This window comes from Methylomonas sp. Uni0011 (assembly GCF_056850255.1).
In genome coordinates this window covers 218,618-233,482 of record NZ_JBVVNO010000003.1, presented here as the reverse complement: position 1 = coordinate 233,482, position 14,865 = coordinate 218,618, and the positions used below count along the sequence as shown (strand labels likewise).

Genomic DNA, 14,865 nt, shown 5'->3' with positions numbered 1-14,865 from the left:
TCGTCCCGGCACGGATGAAAAATCAGTCCCAAATCAGCAATCGCACCGGCGTCGGGTTGTAGGCGTTACACGGGTTGTTCAACTGCGGACAATTGGAAATCAGCGCGATCACGTCCATCTCCGCCCGCATTTCCACATACTTGCCCGGCGCGGAAATGCCGTCGGCAAAGGTCAATTGGCCGTCGGGCGTGACCGGCACGTTCATGAAAAAATTGATATTGCTGGCGATGTCGCGCTTGGCCAGGCCGCAGTCGGCCTGGCCGATAGCCAATAGAAAGCTGTCGCGGCAGCTGTGCATGTGCTTCTTATCCAGGGCATAGCGCACCGTGTTGCTCTCGGCGGCACAGGCGCCGCCCAGGGTATCGTGGCGGCCGCAGGTGTCGGCGACGATGGTCAATAAAACGTTGCCCTCGCCGGAGATCAGCTGGGTGCCGGCGCTCAGGTACAGATTGCCTTGCCGGCGGATGGTGTCGCTGGCGCTGTAGCGTTCTTCATGGTCGGCCGCGCTGTAAAACAAGGTGTCGACGGCTTGGTTGCCTTCCAGATCCAGGATGCGAAAGGTCTGGCCTTGTTTGATGGTATGCAGCCATGGTTCGCCGGCCGGCAGGGTGTAATCGTATATGGCGCTGCTCGGATCGAGGGTGCTTTCGACGATGGGCATAGGGTATTCCTCGTAAAATCGGTGTTACAGGTAATAACGTTCGGTATTGATAAAGCCGCGGCCGTTTTCCGGACGGAAATTGCGACACTTGTCGTCTTGAGACGGCAAAGTGCCGCGATAGGCCTCCAGCAACACCGGTTTGGGCTGGTAGTGCGGATTGGGGTCCAACGGGTGCGGACAGGTACTAAGCAACACCAGCGTGTCCATTTCAAAGCGCAGCTCTACTTGGCTGCCTGGGGCGGAATGGCCCACCTGAAACTGCAGATTGCCGTCGGCGCCGACCGCAACCTTGCTGAAGAAGTTGAGGTTGGCGACCAGATCGCGTTTGCCCAAGCCCCACTTTTCCAATTCGATCAGCAGGCTGTCGCGGCCGTTGCGGTACATCGCGTTGCGATGGCTTTGATAGCTGGCGGTACCGTATTTGGCCTGCACGTGCGCGGCATCGGACACCCCGCATACGGTGTCGTGCCAGCCCAGCGTGTCGCCGGTAATCGAGCACAACACCCGCCCCATGTCCGAATAACAGACAAAGCCTTCAGTCAGATGAAAGGTATGCTGGGCCTTCAATGTGTCGGCCATGTTGTAGCGTTCGCTGCGTTCGTCGTAGTTGATAAACAGAGCCGCCAGATTGGCACCGCCTTCGCTGTCGGTCAGCCGCAGGCGGTTGCCGCGCCGCATCCGGAACGAGGTATGGGCGCCGGCCGGCAGGTTTTCGCTCCATAGCAGGTCGGTGGTATTGATCGAGGCTAAGCTCATCGTAGTCTCCTGAATCGGTTAGGGCGCCGGGCTTTGGCCCAGGCGCTCGAGTAGTTCGTAATCGGTGTGCATGCCGGAGGTCTCGCGGATGCCGGCCAGAATTTGTTTTTTTAAGGCAATGAAGTCCGGATTCTGCTTCATGTCCTGGTGGCGGTGATCCGGCAGCGGTACCGTATGCACCGCGGCGATGCGTCCCGGCCGGGGCGCCATCAACACCACCCGGTGGGCCAGATAAATCGCTTCTTCGACGTCGTGGGTGACGAACAGCACCGTGGTTTTTTCCAGGATGGAAACGTGCAGGATCAGATCGTGCATTACCTCGCGGGTCTGGGCGTCCAGTGCGCCGAACGGTTCGTCCATCAACAGGATGCGCGGCCGTGCCATCAAGGCCCTGGCGATGGCCACCCGTTGCTGCATGCCGCCGGACAGTTGGTTGGGATAGGCGCCGGCCACGTGGCTCAGGCCCATCAAGCGGATCAAGGCGTCGGCCCGGCCCTCGGCGGACTCGACGTCGCTCAGCGTCGATACGTCGCGGTGCACCTTCAGTTGCCGGCAAAACGTTATGTTCTCGGTGACGGTGAGCCACGGATACAGGCTGTAATGCTGGAACACCATGGCCCGGTCGATACCGGGGCCGGCAATTGCCGCGCCGTCGACGCTGACGCTGCCGCCGCTGGCCGGTTCCAGGCCACCGACGATTCGCAGCAGAGTGGACTTACCGCAGCCGGAGGCGCCGACCAGAGTGACGAACTCGCCGGGCGCGATGTCGAGATCGGCATTTTGCAGCGCGACGATGTCCGCGCCGTTGGCGGCAAAGCGTTTTTGCAATTGGCGGATTTGGATGATGGGCGTGGTCATCGGCGCTATCTCCGGTACAGCCAGGGGAAGCTGCGGCGATGCGCCCAGCGGAAGCATTGGTCGGTCGCCAACCCGAACAGGCCGATCAGAATGATGCCGGCGAAGATTTTGTCGGTCTGTAAAAAGCGTTGAGCCTTCAGTACCGCAAACCCCAAGCCGGAATTGGCTGCTACTAGCTCGGCCACCACCAGATAGGTCCAGGCCCAACCCATCGTCACCCGCAAGGTATCGAGAATGGCCGGTTTGGCCGACGGCATGATCACCCGCATCACGATTTCGTCGCGGTCGGCGCCCATGGTTTGCGCCGCTTCGATTTGCTCCATCGGCACCCTGCGCACGTCCTCGGCGATCATCAGCAGCATCTGGAAAAAAGTACCGATGAAAATAATCGCGATCTTAGCGCCTTCGTCGATGCCCACCCACAGCATCACCAGCGGAATGAAGGCCGCCGCCGGCATGTAGCGGATGAAATCGGTCAGGGGTTCGAACAAGGCCTTGACCGGCGCATAAGTGCCGACCAGGACGCCCAAGGGCAAGGCCAGTACCGCCGACAATAAAAATCCGGCCATCACCCGGTAAACGCTGATTGCCACGTCACCGAACAGATCGCCGTCATGCAGCCATTCCCAGGCGCTGTTCAGCACCAGTGGCGGGGTCGGCAAAAACACCGGGTCTATCGCGCCGCCGGTCGAAGCCAGCCACCAAGCCAGCAGCGCCAGCAGCAAGCCGCTGCAGGCGATCAGCCAATGGATACGCCGATCCAAGCTGCCGCGTATCGCCCACAGCGGTCGGCGCGGATTCAAATTGTCAGTCATAGTCGCCACCTTGAGCTAATGAGCAGCGAGCGCTTCGGTCACCAACGAGGCGTCAAAGCCGGCGGCTAAATCGGGCACGGATTCGATCAGGCGATTGTCTTTCAGAAAGCTGGCGATGGTCGGGCCGACCGCGGCCAGCGAGGCTGGTTCGCTGGCCGCGGCCATGGCTTTGAGATTGTCTTCGAGGGTAAAGAAACGGGTGCCCGGCAGAAACACTTTGTAGGCCTCCGGTTTCATGCCGACCACCTTGGCCATGATCGCAACGGCTTGGTCGGGTTGTTCGCGGATAAAGCGCTGTGTGTCTTGCCAGGCTTTAATCATGCCGACCAATTCGGCGCGGTGAGTTTCGATGGCTTTGACTCGAGCGACCAGCAAATCGGGGATCAGGCCGGGCATGTCTTTGGATGTGAACAACGCCGCGCCCTTGCCGCTGGCCTGGATATTATTGACCCAGGGATTCCATACCACCGTCGCATCGACCCGGCCGCTCAGAAATGCCGCCGCGGCATCGCCGGCCGACAGATTCACGGTTTTGATGTCGTCGAAACTCAAGCCGTTTTTGCTCAGCGCGGTGGCGAGCACGAAATGGGAAATCGAATACTGCTCGAGGGCGATGGTTTTGCCTTTCAGGTCGGCAAAGCTTTTGATAGTGGGATTGACCATCAACGCATCGTTGCCGTCGGAATTATCGTTGACCAGAATGGCTTTGACCGGGATGTTCTTGCTCAGTGGCGCCATAGTGTCGGACCAGGTCTGGCAATTGGCGTCCAACTGGCCGGCCGACAAGGCCGAGATCGAGTCGGTGTAATTGGCAAACCACACCAATTTGACCTTGGCCCCGTATTTTTTGAAATAGCCGTTCTTCTCGGCGACGTACCACGCCACCCAGCCGGGCCAATCGCTGACGCCGACCTTGATTTCGGCGCGCGCCGGGATCGACAGACAAAACAACGCCGCGGCAAGCACCAATGCCGGGAATCGGGAGAAATTGCGGTGGGAATTTGAGGTCATGAGCAGCTCCGGTCGGGTTGAAAAAGCCACACGTAGAGGCGGACCGGTTGATTAAACCGTCTGACCTCCCGGGCTTTTATCCCGCCGTGTAGCTCCCCGAAAGAAGCCGGCAACTCTCGGTCGCTGACACTCGAAAACGAGCCGGAACCCTAGTCGCCATTTTGACAAGGTGCTTTTCTGATCGCACCTCACGTGTTTCGTTATGATCTACAGCAGAAAGAGTGCCAATTATCCGCACCGTTATAAATCAGTCACTTAACACGGAACTCAAGCAGTCTGCAGACAAATCCTGCACAACCGTAGTGCAACAGCAGCAGCACGACTCTTTCAAATTGGTGCAAAAAAGGGCTGGCAATGGCGGTTGCTGGTACCGGTAGCGGCAACATCAACCGGCTTTGATGACACAGTCGAGCTTGCGCATTAATCCAACCCGACTACCTGCATCCGGACCGTCAGCGACTATTCCGGTTTGTTATTGGCTTTATAGCGCCAAATTCCGACCAACCCGCTCAGCCCAACCACCACGGCGAACACCAGGGTTGGGTTTTGATAAAGTACGTCGATGAGTGCGCCGACGATTTTCGGCGTACTGCGGTAGCAGGAAATGTCCATACCGAACTCCGGATGATTGCAAAAAGCCCAGCTTATTGGCAAAGGCGCGGATTGTCCAGTTACTGGCAACCAACCCAATTCCCAGCGCCTTTGTGCCGGCCTTTAGCTGGGAATAAGCTGGCCGCCCCCTTACCCGGCTGCAACCGCCTAGCGAAATTGCCCGGGCTTGATGTCCAGTTTTTTTAATTTGGCGTAAACCGCTCTAGGCGTAATACCCATCGCTTCCGCAACTTGCTTGACGTTGCCGTGATGGCTTTGCAGGGCTTGTTGCAGAAAGGCCTGTTCGGCGTCTTTCAATAAATTGTGCTTGCGATCGTTCCAGTCGCTGCCGACTGCGGCCGAGGCAGGCTGATCCAACTCGAGACGCGTCAGTTCGCTGCTCTTGCAGAACAAAACGCTACGTTCCAGGGTGTTTTCCAATTCGCGGACATCGCCCGGCCTGAAGTCGAAAACCTGGCTGAGCGGGATCAACAACCGGACCGTCGGCGGCAATCTGTCGGTCAAATTGTTCGACGGCGAAGTCACCCGTGAAGCCAACATCGGCATGAATTCGCCGTATTACCCGGCATAAACGAGCCAGGGGCTCGGCCGGACGAAGCAAAATCGGCTAATACACTTCCTCCGGCAAGAAGCCGCCGGCCTGCATGGTCCACAGCCGGTAATAACAGCCTTGTTTGTCGAGCAATTCCTGGTGGCTGCCGTCTTCGACGATGCGGCCCTGGTCGAATACCAGAATCCGGTCCAGATGGGCGATGGTGGACAAGCGATGAGCAATGGCGATGACGGTTTTGCGGCCCATGACCCGGTCCAGATTTTCCTGGATGGTTTTTTCAGTGACCGAGTCCAGACTGGAAGTGGCTTCGTCCAGAATCAGAATCGGCGCGTCTTTCAACATGACCCGGGCGATGGCGATGCGCTGGCGCTGGCCGCCGGACAATTTGACGCCGCGCTCGCCGACCAGGGATTCGTAACCTTCCGGCATCGCATCGATAAAAGCGTCGGCATGGGCCAGGCGCGCGGCTTCGGCGATCTCGGCCATCTCCGCGTCCAGGCGACCGTAGCCGATGTTCTCGCGCAAGCTGCGGTGGAACAGGCTGGGGTCTTGCGGTATCAAGCTGACCTGTTCGTGCAACGAATCTTGCGTGGCTTGCAGAATATCCTGGCCGTCGATCAATATTTGCCCGCTTTGCGGCTCGAAGTGGCGCAGGATCAGGTTGACGAAGGTGGATTTGCCGGAGCCGGAAAATCCGACCAAGCCGACCCGCTGGCCCGGTTCTATGGTCAGACTCAAACCTTGAAACACCGGCCGGCCGGGTTCGTAGCAAAAATCGACGTTCCTGAATTCGATCCGGCCGCGGCCGATCTTTAAGGGCTTGGCGTCGGCACTGTCGACGATCTCGTGGCGCTTGACGATGGTCTCAACCCCATTGGCGACGTTGCCGACGTACTCGAAGAACTCCAGAAAGCGCCGGCTCAGGTTACGAGCATCGCCGATGACCAACAGCGCCAGCCCGGTACTCATCGCAAACGCGCCGACGCTGATTTCGCCGGCTTGCCATAGTTGCAAGGCATAGCCGATCGTGCCGATTTTTAGCACGGCCGCTGCGCTGAATTGAAACCAGCGCACCCGCTCCATGTACCAGAAGGTGCGGCGCGCACTTTTCAGTTCGGTCGCCAGGAATTCGTCCAGGTATTCGCGCTCGTGGTGCAAGCGGGCGAACAATTTGGCGTTCAGAATATTGGTTACCGCATCGACGATTTTGCCGTTGACCATGCTGCGGGTGGCCGCGAATTCCTGGGCGTAGGGCTGACAGCGCGTCGCCAGCCAGTACGAAACCAGCACATAGCCGGCGACCCAACCGGCAACGAACAGGCCCAGACCTTGATGCTCTTGCAGCAATAGCGCTACGGAAACCGAAAAGGTCACGGCAATCGGCCAGAAATCGCAGATCACGGCCCAGGTGGTATGGTTGACGCTCATCGCCGTTTCGCTGATGCGATGCGCCAGCGCACCGGCGAAGTGGTTACCGAAATAGCGCGGCGCGTGGTATTGCAGATAAGCAAACAGCAGGCGAGTAGTTCTCTGGCGCAAGCGCGGCCCCATCATGATTAGCACCGCACCGCTGGCCCGACTGGAGACGATCTCCGCGACATTCAAGCCTACCAGGATCAGCAGAGGTTGTTTGAAGGTTTCCAGCCAATCGCCGACCGGCAGCGTCTGCGCTGCGACCGCATCCATCAACGCCTTGATCGCGTAAGGCACCAGAATGCTGCCGGCGGCCTGGCCGGTTTCCAATACCAGCATCAACAGCAACAGCCAGCCGAAAGGCTGCAAGCAAAACAATACGAATCGCCACGGCCGGCAAGGCAATGGCGGTGCCTCCGCTGCGCGGCGGATATCCTGATCTCTGCTGGAATTGGGCATGAAAAAAATTGGTTCGAGAAAGCGGTTCCGCATTATAGCGGATTGGCGGAGGCGGCAATTTCGGCGGCTTTGCCGGAGGCCGGCAGCTGGGCGGAAGGGAGTGCCGGTGTTGCTCCGGCTACGCCGGAAGGTTTGTTTTGACGCTCAGTGCTTAAACAGCGTTACGCGCAGTAGGCGGCGAAAAATGGCGGATATCAGGTTTTTTTGTAAGCCTGGGTGGCGCGGATCCCGCGCTCCAGCGATTGCTGTTGTTTTGCCATCGCCGATTTGTCGGCTTCGACCTTACTCAAAAATCCGGCATCGTCGGCTAATGTCGACAGGGCAACTTGCTTAACCCATTCCCGACGCTCAGCGGGTATTTGCTGGCCGGCGATGCGTTCCAGATAAGACTGCCTGGACGCCAAAATAGCGGGAAGCTCGTCCCATTCGGCGTCGGCCAGGCATTGTTCGATCCGACGTTTGAAACCCAGCAGTACTGCCTCATAGTTATCGAGCTCGAGGCCAAGCTCGGGGTTTACCGACTCAACCGATGGCATCCCACGCCTCTTTGATGTCTTTCATCAACGACGCCACTTCATCCAGAATCTGTTCGCTGTTCTCGCCGCTGGCTTGTAACAAACGCAGGTTAATGTAGTTATACAGCTGATTCAGATTGGCGGCGATGTCTCCGCCTTGTTCGATATCGACGGCCTCATTCAAGCCGCCGATGATACCCATGGCTTTGGAGATATAAACGCTCTTGGCTTCCAAATCGCCGTGAGCGATCGCACCTTTTGCGGAGTTGATTCTGGCTAGAAAGCCTTCCATCAACATTTGTATCAGCCGATGCGGTGACTCTTCGCCTAAGCCGCTAGAGGTATGTACATCTGCGTACTGCCTTGCACCGTTTCGAGTTTTCGCCATTGCGTACATATTAATCCCCTATTACAACGAGTTAATCCAATTCGTCAGAAAACTACCCGTATTCTTAAATTGTCCGACCGCACTATCCATTGCGATAAATTGTTTCTGTAAAGCCGCCTGCACCCTCTCGAACCTGACATTGACGTCGTCTTTCCGGTCGTCCAGTTTGGAAATGGTTTTGTTCAACGACGTTTGCTGGCTATCTATCGAGCCACCGGATTGCAACAACCCGGACAGCTTTGAAGCCAATCGAGTCGCGACGCCGTCGGTAGACGAAAACACATCGCTAACAGACTGAAAATTGGCGGCCAATGCGGTTTTTAATTTGGAACTGTCCAAGGACATCACGCCGTCCTTGTTGACGGAAACCCCGATCATCGCCAAGGAATTGTAGTCCCCACTGGCGGAGGATACGGTTCCGGACGTGTTCTGCCGAATCTGGGTCGCAACATAACGCAAGGTCGAATCGCCGATCAATGCGCCGTTGCCGCTACCGTCGCTACTACCGCCGTATTTGCCGAGATTTTTTACCGTGCTATTCAATTTGTTGTAGGCGGTGACGAAAGCATTGATGCTATTCGCTATCGCATCGTTATCGACGCCGACGTTGATAGTCACCGGCTTGTTCGCCTCGGTTTGCGCGGCCAGATTCAAGGTCACACCGGGCAATACATCGGTAATACTATTACTGCTTCTGGTCGCGGTTTGACCATCGATTGAAATCACGGCGTCCTGCGCGACAGTTTTGATATCCAGGTTGGCGGAAGATAGTTGCGCCAGACTGACGTTACCGCCGATATTGCCGTCATCGGTGCCACTCACGGTGAAGCCGCTGGCGGTACCCGTGTTTTTTGCGGTTAATACCAATTTGGACACGGTACCAGTATGGGTCGCGTTGTCGACATTGACGATACTGGCCGAAACAAAAGTATTGCCGTCGGCTTTGTTGATCGCATCGCGCAGTTTTTCCAAGGTATTGTTACTGCTGTCGACCGTAATATTGAAGCTGTCGCCCGAGGTCGCCGAGAACGATAGCGTGCCCGAGTTCAATGCACTCGTCACTCCGGCAAACTCGACGTTGGCAACGGCTTTCTGCGCCTTGGCCAGCTGCGTGATTTCCAGCGCATAAGTTCCGCTAGCGGCAAACGCGTCCGCCGTAATTTTGAGTTTGGACTCGTCCGAAGACGAGCTGGTATGCGCACGAAAGGCACTACCGTCTTTCAAGGCATTGATTGCCGTTTGAAAGTCGGATAGTGCGCTTTTTAATGTCCCCAAGCCGCTCAGCCTGGCGCTGGCGGTATCTCGTTGCCGTTGAATCGCATTCAACTGCGGTTGAGTCTCCGCCCTAGCCAGTTGCGAGACCAGCCCTTGAATATCGATACCGCTGCCGAGACCCGTAGAAGACACTATGCCCATGACACCCTCCCAAACCGACTAAGCTCGGTCCTGAATCACCGAACCCTGATCGCCTTCCAGTTCCTGCATCCGCTTGATAAAAGCCAACATTTCTTCGGATGGAATTTGCCGCACCAATTCTCCACTTTCGCTATCGACGATCTTGACCACAACTTCTTTGGTATCGGAGTCGATTTTGAACTGCAAATTGCGTTGAGTCGCTTGCAGTATGGAATTTCCCTCTTTTGCGGCTTGCCGGACTACCTCCAGCGGCGGCTTTTGATCGGCTTTGTCTTTTTTCTCGTTTCCAGCCAAAGCGGTTACCGCGCCTTGTTTGTCTTGAGATAAAGCGGCGACATTGCTGCCGCCCTGATCGTTTGTCGCCTTCGCGTTTTGCGGTAGTACTTTACCCGTCTCTTGCTTATCGGTTTTTACGGTAGTCACAGGAACCAGTTTCAACACATTTGTAATTTCACTGTTCATGACATTAACCCTTGTTAAGTAAACATGATGGAAGGCCGCGGTTAAGCAGCCTTCCTACTAACCTTATCTAAGCAAGCTGAGCACCGTTTGCGATGACTGATTGGCTTGCGCCAGCATCGCCGTACCGGCTTGTTGCAGAATTTGGGTCCGGCTCAGGTTAGAAGTTTCGGTTGCGAAATCGGCATCCATAATTCTAGACCGTGCGGCGCTTTGGTTTTCGATCGAAGACTGCAAATTGCCGATAGTCGTGGTAAAGCGGTTTTGGATCGCACCCAAAGTCGAGCGGAAAGTATCGATCTTTTTGATCGCGTTATCAATGGCGTCGATCGCATCTCTGGTATCGCCGGAAGCGGCACCGGAACCGATAGAAACCGCACCGGTACTGAACAACGATTGTATACCTGAAGCGGTAGCCAAATCACTGACGTTGATCGAAATCTGGTTGTTGGCCGAGGTTCCGGCCCCCACTTGGAAATTGACGTTAGCCAATGAACCGTTCAACACTTTTTTACCGTTGAACTCGGTATTCTTGATGATACGGCCAATCTCATCGCCCAACTGTTTGAATTCGGTCTGCAATTTTTCCCGATCGCTAGAGCTTACCGCACCGAAGTTGGAAGCCTGTACCGCCAAGTCCCGCATCCGTTGCATGGTCTCGGTGATAGAACCCATTGCGCTCTCTGCAGTTTGCGCCATTGAAATACCGTCGTTGGCATTACGGATCGCCACGGTCATACCTCTGATTTGCGAGGTCATACCGTCGCTGATCGCCAAGCCCGCAGCGTCGTCTTTGGCAGAGTTAACCCGCAAACCGGAGGACAATCTCTCCATGGAGGTTTTCAGCGAGCTAGTGGTATTGCTCAATAACCGTTGGCTGGTTAATGAAGCTACGTTGGTGTTGATGACCATTGACATGATGTTATCCTCCTAGTACGTCCGGCTACGTGAGCGGAAACGACTGATGTTGGTTAAGTGACTGAAGAAAAATGATTCATTTCGAACTCGAAGGATGTATCGGCGTCGTTTTGAATTCCTTTAACCTCGCACTTTCAAAAATACTGGGCAAATTCGCCTTGGGCGCGTAAAAAGTCGGCTTCGCGGCCGATGTCCAACCAGTAGTCATTGACCGCAAACATAGACACCGCCTCGCCTAGAGCGATTTGCTGATTAAAAAGGGTCGGCATATCCAGCTTTTTCTGCTCGGCAATGCTCTTTACCAAACTGTGATCTAACACATAAATTCCCGCGTTCGCCAAACAGCTCTGCAGCGGCTTTTCCTCAATGCCGACGATGCGTTGCTGTTCGGCCGAGACCACGCCGTACGGTATTTGGTACTCGTAATGCCGGACGCACATCGTCGCGATCGCCTGCTGTTCGTTGTGGTAAGCCAGCAAACGGGAAAAATCGATTTGAGTCAGAATGTCGCCGTTCATCACGATCAGCGGCACATCCGGCAACTCGTCCGGCAATAAGCCGATCGCACCGGCAGTCCCCATCGGCTCGGCTTCGTCGATATAACTGATCGAAATCCCCCAGCGACCGCCGTCACCGAAATAGTTTTTGATTTGGTCGGCCTTGTAGTGCACCGCGATGAAAAACTGGCGGAAACCGGACTTCACGAAATTCTCAATGATGGTTTGCAGAATCGGCTTGCCGCCGATCTCCAACAACGGCTTCGGGCAATCGTCGGTGTAAGGCCGCAAGCGCTTACCAAAACCGCCGGCCATCAGAAATACCGGGTTCGGAAACGACGGTTGTTTATACAGCGCTTGTAGCGACTCCAGCCGCATCACCCTGCCCTGATCGTCGACCACCGGCAATTGATAGAGATGATGCCCTTCCATCATCGCAATCAACTGAGTTTTACTGTCGTGTAAACTCGCGACCTTGGGCCGCTTGTTCATCACATCGACCACCGGGTGTTCCAACGACAAACCGCGAATCAGCGCCCGACGGATATCGCCGTCGGTGACGACCCCGACCAATTTTTCCAGGTCGTCCACCACCAACGCAATTTGCAACGCGCCACGGTCGATCACTTCTATGGTCGTCCGCAGGCTCGCTTCCGGCCTGATCAATACTTGCTGCCAATGCTGCTTCATGTCTATAAATCCTGAATCTGAGAACGAGCCGGATACACGATCTGGCGCGCGCCGATGTCCTTGGTGACAACGCTGCCGGCGCCGACGATACTGCCGCTGCCGATACGTATACCCTGAATCACCACCGCCCCGGTACCAATATGCGTACCATCGCCGATTTCAACGCCCCCGCTAAGCACCGCCCCCGGTGCAATGTGGACGTGACGGCCGATCCGGCACTCGTGGTCAACAATTGCTCCGCTGTTGACGATACAGTTCTCAGCAATTAACGCGCCAACTTGTATCACAGCACCGGCCATGACCTGCACCCCGGCTGCCAGACGCACTTGCCCGGCCACAAACGCCGCCGGGTCCAACACGCTTTGGAAGCGGTAGCCGGCGGCGCTAAAGTCGTCGAACAAGGTGCTGCGCATCCGGTTGTCGTGCGGTAAGGAACCGATGCCATTGACCAGCAACACTTGATCCGGCTCGAAGCCGCGTACCGCCTCGTCTCCGCCCAGAACTCGGCAGCCCAGCCATTCGCTGCCGGGCAGCCGCGCCGGATCGGTCACGCCAACGATTTCGAAACCGCAGCGTTGCAAAATGCCCAACAACACCTTGGCATGGCCGCCGCTCCCCAGCAATATCACCGGCTTTTTCATTGCGGCTCCCGCCCGCTGGCAATCAATTCGTCGACCTGATAGCTTTGTGGACTGACAACGCCTAAAAGCCGCCAATATTCCATCGGGCTTAAGCCGGTACCGGGACGCTTGCACGCCAAATTTTCGACACTAAACGCATCGCCGGCGGCGATAACCTCGGCCGCGACCAGACTTTTTCGAGCGACATCGCGAGTTTTCAACTCAACCGGTTGCGGTACTTTCAGCGGCGAGCCAAGCGCATGCTCCACTACTCTGACGGCTTCGACCATTTGTTTCAGCTCGTCCGGCTCCAAGGAGACTTGATGATCCGGCCCTTTCAAGCTGCGGTCCAACGTGAAATGTTTCTCGATTAACATCGCACCGCGGGCCGCGGCAGCGATCGGCACCGCCAATCCCTCGGTATGATCCGAGTACCCGGCCGGTAAGCCGAAAGCCTGGGCCAGCGTATCCATGGCCCGCAAATGCGCGTGCTCCGGCGGCGTCGGATATTCGCTGGTGCAGTGCAGCAAGGTAACTTTTTGCCGCAACACGCTTTGGCCTTGCGCCGAAGCGTAAGCCTCGCGAAACCGGGCCAGACCGGGCTGGCTCCACCCGAGATAGCCGAAGGCCAAAACCCCCAACGCAGTCTCCACTTCCCCCATCGTCGCCATACCGGTGGAAACAATAATGTCCTTGCCGGTTTCGGCATGGGCCAGTAAGAACGGGCCGTTGGTAATTTCTCCGGACGGAATTTTGAGTCTGGCCACACCGACTTCGTCGACCAAGAACCGCAAACTGTCAATATCGAAGGCGGTAGACAGAAATTCGATAGCGCGACTGCGGCAGTAATCGCGCAAGAGGAGGTGAAACTCGTACTTCAACTCCAACTTGCGCAGCATATCGAGTTGGCTTTCCGAAGCATCGGTCGTATGTTTTTGGTAATCGGCCTTGGCTGCAGTCTGCGTTACCAATTTTTCGGCCTTGAAGGTCTGGAATTTTACTGCATCGGCTCCCGCCGCCGCCGCCGCGTCCACCAGCCGCATCGCGGTTTCCAGATCTCCGTTATGATTAACTCCCGCCTCGGCGATGATAAAAACCCGGCTCATGCCTTGCTTGACTCCCCGACCGTTTCCGGCCACGACTGACTAAAACCTTAAGGTTAGTCCAATCGGCAATGGCCCGCTGCCTTAAAAGCGAAGTTGGCAGCCTGAAAATCGGCAGGATCAACCCCGAAATCGCCGCCGCGGCCGATACCCCAACATACCCGCTATGCCGACGCCGAACAACCAAGCGGCAGCGGGCAATGGCACCGGCGCGGTACATTGCGCGTCCTCGCCATTGACACAGACACTGACCGACCCGGTATTGTCATGAAAGATATCGTCGTTAAAACCGAATTGAATGTAGCTAACGCCGACCGGGACGGTAAACGCGACGCCGCTTACCGGCGTGGGATTGCCGTTGTCGTCAACCACCGTACCCAGACTGAACAGCTCAACAATATTGCCGGCGTCATCGGTGAGCGCACCGAGCAAGGCTTGCAAGAACACACCGTAAGAGGCGGGGTTCGCTGGATTTTGCGCCACGCCCCATTCGCCGGGCAGGTAGAAACTCGGTAACACCTGCCCGCTCGATCCCGGCTGGTCGTCTTTATACGAACTGCCCACATAGCCGCTGTTATCCACCGCCGGTACCCCGCCGATGGCGCTGGTAAGACCGCTTCTATACCCGATGAACACGGCGTCACCCGCCCCGATGCCAATATCCGCCAATTTAAGCCGGGATGGTGCCGTATAGTCGGGCGAAGCCGGACTGCCGTCAGCGCCGAGACCGTAACGGTAGCTGTCGTTCAATCCCCCCGCCTCCCACATCCACGGCCCTGCGGTGGCTACAACATTCACTACTTGGGAAGACGCGCTCGCCGGTGCCGCGACCGTTGCCAGCAACCCTATCAGCAAACAGGGAAAGATACCGCGCTTAGCTTGTTTCATAGTCACACTCCTAAATTGATGGTTCCATGCCAGTAGCCTAAGTTTAGGCGCAATCCGGATTTCGAACGCTTAGGCATAACCTGCAAATCGGTATCCGCCCGCTTCCATCCGAATCGCGACCACAGTATATCCCCGGCTCTGCTCAAACATCACCACTAAGTTGACAGCGGTTTCCCTGGCTATTCTTAATTGTAGAAGCCGCCTGCCACCCCCTTCGCTACCAAGCCCGCCCG

The 14,865-nt window shown here is 56.6% G+C and carries 17 protein-coding genes and 1 riboswitch; all 17 genes read right to left on the bottom strand.

Translation table 11 applies throughout. The annotated features are described in order from the left end of the window. Positions 1-22 precede the first annotated feature (22 nt). The 17 genes from AC0IM9_RS06365 to AC0IM9_RS06285 all read right to left on the bottom strand — a co-directional run bounded on the left by AC0IM9_RS06365 (position 23) and on the right by AC0IM9_RS06285 (position 14,632). The gene (locus tag AC0IM9_RS06365; protein ID WP_482803433.1) at positions 23-661 is read right to left on the bottom strand and encodes an urea amidolyase associated protein UAAP2; all 639 of its coding nucleotides are present in this window, start codon (positions 659-661) and stop codon (positions 23-25) included. Positions 662-685: 24 nt separating this feature from the next. After that, positions 686-1,417, bottom strand: a complete 732-nt coding sequence (locus tag AC0IM9_RS06360) for an urea amidolyase associated protein UAAP1 (protein ID WP_482803432.1) — start codon at positions 1,415-1,417, stop codon at positions 686-688. Between the two features lie 18 nt (positions 1,418-1,435). Next, the gene (locus tag AC0IM9_RS06355; protein ID WP_482803431.1) at positions 1,436-2,275 is read right to left on the bottom strand and encodes an ABC transporter ATP-binding protein; all 840 of its coding nucleotides are present in this window, start codon (positions 2,273-2,275) and stop codon (positions 1,436-1,438) included. 5 nt (positions 2,276-2,280) lie between these two features. Continuing rightward, complete coding sequence (locus tag AC0IM9_RS06350) at positions 2,281-3,090, bottom strand: ABC transporter permease (protein ID WP_482803430.1); 810 nt, start codon at positions 3,088-3,090, stop codon at positions 2,281-2,283. 15 nt (positions 3,091-3,105) lie between these two features. Continuing rightward, positions 3,106-4,101, bottom strand: coding sequence for an ABC transporter substrate-binding protein (locus tag AC0IM9_RS06345; RefSeq protein ID WP_482803429.1), 996 nt, complete (start codon positions 4,099-4,101; stop codon positions 3,106-3,108). A 63-nt stretch (positions 4,102-4,164) separates the two neighbouring features. Beyond that, positions 4,165-4,265: riboswitch (guanidine-I (ykkC/yxkD leader) on the bottom strand. Between the two features lie 295 nt (positions 4,266-4,560). Then, positions 4,561-4,713: a hypothetical protein gene (locus tag AC0IM9_RS06340; protein ID WP_186289673.1), complete on the bottom strand. Its 153-nt coding sequence runs from the start codon at positions 4,711-4,713 to the stop codon at positions 4,561-4,563. A 147-nt stretch (positions 4,714-4,860) separates the two neighbouring features. Next, positions 4,861-5,259 carry a helix-turn-helix domain-containing protein gene (locus tag AC0IM9_RS06335; RefSeq protein ID WP_140914038.1) on the bottom strand — a complete coding sequence of 133 codons (399 nt, stop codon included), beginning with the start codon at positions 5,257-5,259 and terminating at the stop codon, positions 4,861-4,863. Positions 5,260-5,320: 61 nt separating this feature from the next. Then, complete coding sequence (locus tag AC0IM9_RS06330; protein WP_140914039.1) at positions 5,321-7,138, bottom strand: ABC transporter ATP-binding protein; 1,818 nt, start codon at positions 7,136-7,138, stop codon at positions 5,321-5,323. A 194-nt stretch (positions 7,139-7,332) separates the two neighbouring features. Beyond that, entirely contained in the window at positions 7,333-7,674 is a 342-nt protein-coding gene (gene fliT / locus AC0IM9_RS06325; RefSeq protein ID WP_140914040.1) for a flagellar protein FliT, read from the bottom strand. Beyond that, entirely contained in the window at positions 7,661-8,041 is a 381-nt protein-coding gene (fliS, locus tag AC0IM9_RS06320) for a flagellar export chaperone FliS (RefSeq protein WP_231879421.1), read from the bottom strand. Before fliS ends, fliT begins: the two co-directional genes overlap by 14 nt. Positions 8,042-8,062: 21 nt before the next feature. Next, positions 8,063-9,457 (bottom strand): flagellar filament capping protein FliD, encoded by a 1,395-nt coding sequence (gene fliD, locus AC0IM9_RS06315; protein ID WP_140914041.1) that lies wholly within the window; start codon positions 9,455-9,457, stop codon positions 8,063-8,065. A gap of 18 nt (positions 9,458-9,475) precedes the next feature. After that, on the bottom strand, positions 9,476-9,919 hold the full coding sequence (locus AC0IM9_RS06310) for a flagellar protein FlaG (RefSeq protein ID WP_140914042.1): 444 nt from the start codon (positions 9,917-9,919) through the stop codon (positions 9,476-9,478). Positions 9,920-9,982: 63 nt separating this feature from the next. Further along, positions 9,983-10,834 carry a flagellin N-terminal helical domain-containing protein gene (locus tag AC0IM9_RS06305; protein WP_140914043.1) on the bottom strand — a complete coding sequence of 284 codons (852 nt, stop codon included), beginning with the start codon at positions 10,832-10,834 and terminating at the stop codon, positions 9,983-9,985. Between the two features lie 134 nt (positions 10,835-10,968). Beyond that, complete coding sequence (locus AC0IM9_RS06300; protein ID WP_445372574.1) at positions 10,969-12,021, bottom strand: nucleotidyltransferase family protein; 1,053 nt, start codon at positions 12,019-12,021, stop codon at positions 10,969-10,971. A gap of 2 nt (positions 12,022-12,023) precedes the next feature. Next, positions 12,024-12,662, bottom strand: coding sequence for an acetyltransferase (locus AC0IM9_RS06295; protein WP_482803428.1), 639 nt, complete (start codon positions 12,660-12,662; stop codon positions 12,024-12,026). Next, positions 12,659-13,747 (bottom strand): N-acetylneuraminate synthase, encoded by a 1,089-nt coding sequence (neuB, locus tag AC0IM9_RS06290; protein WP_482803427.1) that lies wholly within the window; start codon positions 13,745-13,747, stop codon positions 12,659-12,661. Before neuB ends, AC0IM9_RS06295 begins: the two co-directional genes overlap by 4 nt. Before the next feature lie 117 nt (positions 13,748-13,864). Further along, positions 13,865-14,632: a VPLPA-CTERM sorting domain-containing protein gene (locus AC0IM9_RS06285; RefSeq protein WP_482803426.1), complete on the bottom strand. Its 768-nt coding sequence runs from the start codon at positions 14,630-14,632 to the stop codon at positions 13,865-13,867. Between the last annotated feature and the right edge of the window lie 233 nt (positions 14,633-14,865).

What these genes read in the sequence shown, in the direction of transcription:
- fliS (WP_231879421.1), bottom strand. Translation starts at nt 8,041, where the DNA reads ATGGCGAAAACTCGAAACGGTGCAAGGCAGTACGCAGATGTACATACC.
- AC0IM9_RS06335 (WP_140914038.1), bottom strand. Translation starts at nt 5,259, where the DNA reads ATGCCGATGTTGGCTTCACGGGTGACTTCGCCGTCGAACAATTTGACC.
- fliD (WP_140914041.1), bottom strand. Translation starts at nt 9,457, where the DNA reads ATGGGCATAGTGTCTTCTACGGGTCTCGGCAGCGGTATCGATATTCAA.
- AC0IM9_RS06340 (WP_186289673.1), bottom strand. Translation starts at nt 4,713, where the DNA reads ATGGACATTTCCTGCTACCGCAGTACGCCGAAAATCGTCGGCGCACTC.
- AC0IM9_RS06300 (WP_445372574.1), bottom strand. Translation starts at nt 12,021, where the DNA reads ATGAAGCAGCATTGGCAGCAAGTATTGATCAGGCCGGAAGCGAGCCTG.
- AC0IM9_RS06345 (WP_482803429.1), bottom strand. Translation starts at nt 4,101, where the DNA reads ATGACCTCAAATTCCCACCGCAATTTCTCCCGATTCCCGGCATTGGTG.
- AC0IM9_RS06360 (WP_482803432.1), bottom strand. Translation starts at nt 1,417, where the DNA reads ATGAGCTTAGCCTCGATCAATACCACCGACCTGCTATGGAGCGAAAAC.
- AC0IM9_RS06310 (WP_140914042.1), bottom strand. Translation starts at nt 9,919, where the DNA reads ATGAACAGTGAAATTACAAATGTGTTGAAACTGGTTCCTGTGACTACC.
- AC0IM9_RS06330 (WP_140914039.1), bottom strand. Translation starts at nt 7,138, where the DNA reads ATGCCCAATTCCAGCAGAGATCAGGATATCCGCCGCGCAGCGGAGGCA.
- fliT (WP_140914040.1), bottom strand. Translation starts at nt 7,674, where the DNA reads ATGCCATCGGTTGAGTCGGTAAACCCCGAGCTTGGCCTCGAGCTCGAT.
- AC0IM9_RS06295 (WP_482803428.1), bottom strand. Translation starts at nt 12,662, where the DNA reads ATGAAAAAGCCGGTGATATTGCTGGGGAGCGGCGGCCATGCCAAGGTG.
- AC0IM9_RS06350 (WP_482803430.1), bottom strand. Translation starts at nt 3,090, where the DNA reads ATGACTGACAATTTGAATCCGCGCCGACCGCTGTGGGCGATACGCGGC.
- AC0IM9_RS06355 (WP_482803431.1), bottom strand. Translation starts at nt 2,275, where the DNA reads ATGACCACGCCCATCATCCAAATCCGCCAATTGCAAAAACGCTTTGCC.
- neuB (WP_482803427.1), bottom strand. Translation starts at nt 13,747, where the DNA reads ATGAGCCGGGTTTTTATCATCGCCGAGGCGGGAGTTAATCATAACGGA.
- AC0IM9_RS06285 (WP_482803426.1), bottom strand. Translation starts at nt 14,632, where the DNA reads ATGAAACAAGCTAAGCGCGGTATCTTTCCCTGTTTGCTGATAGGGTTG.
- AC0IM9_RS06365 (WP_482803433.1), bottom strand. Translation starts at nt 661, where the DNA reads ATGCCCATCGTCGAAAGCACCCTCGATCCGAGCAGCGCCATATACGAT.
- AC0IM9_RS06305 (WP_140914043.1), bottom strand. Translation starts at nt 10,834, where the DNA reads ATGTCAATGGTCATCAACACCAACGTAGCTTCATTAACCAGCCAACGG.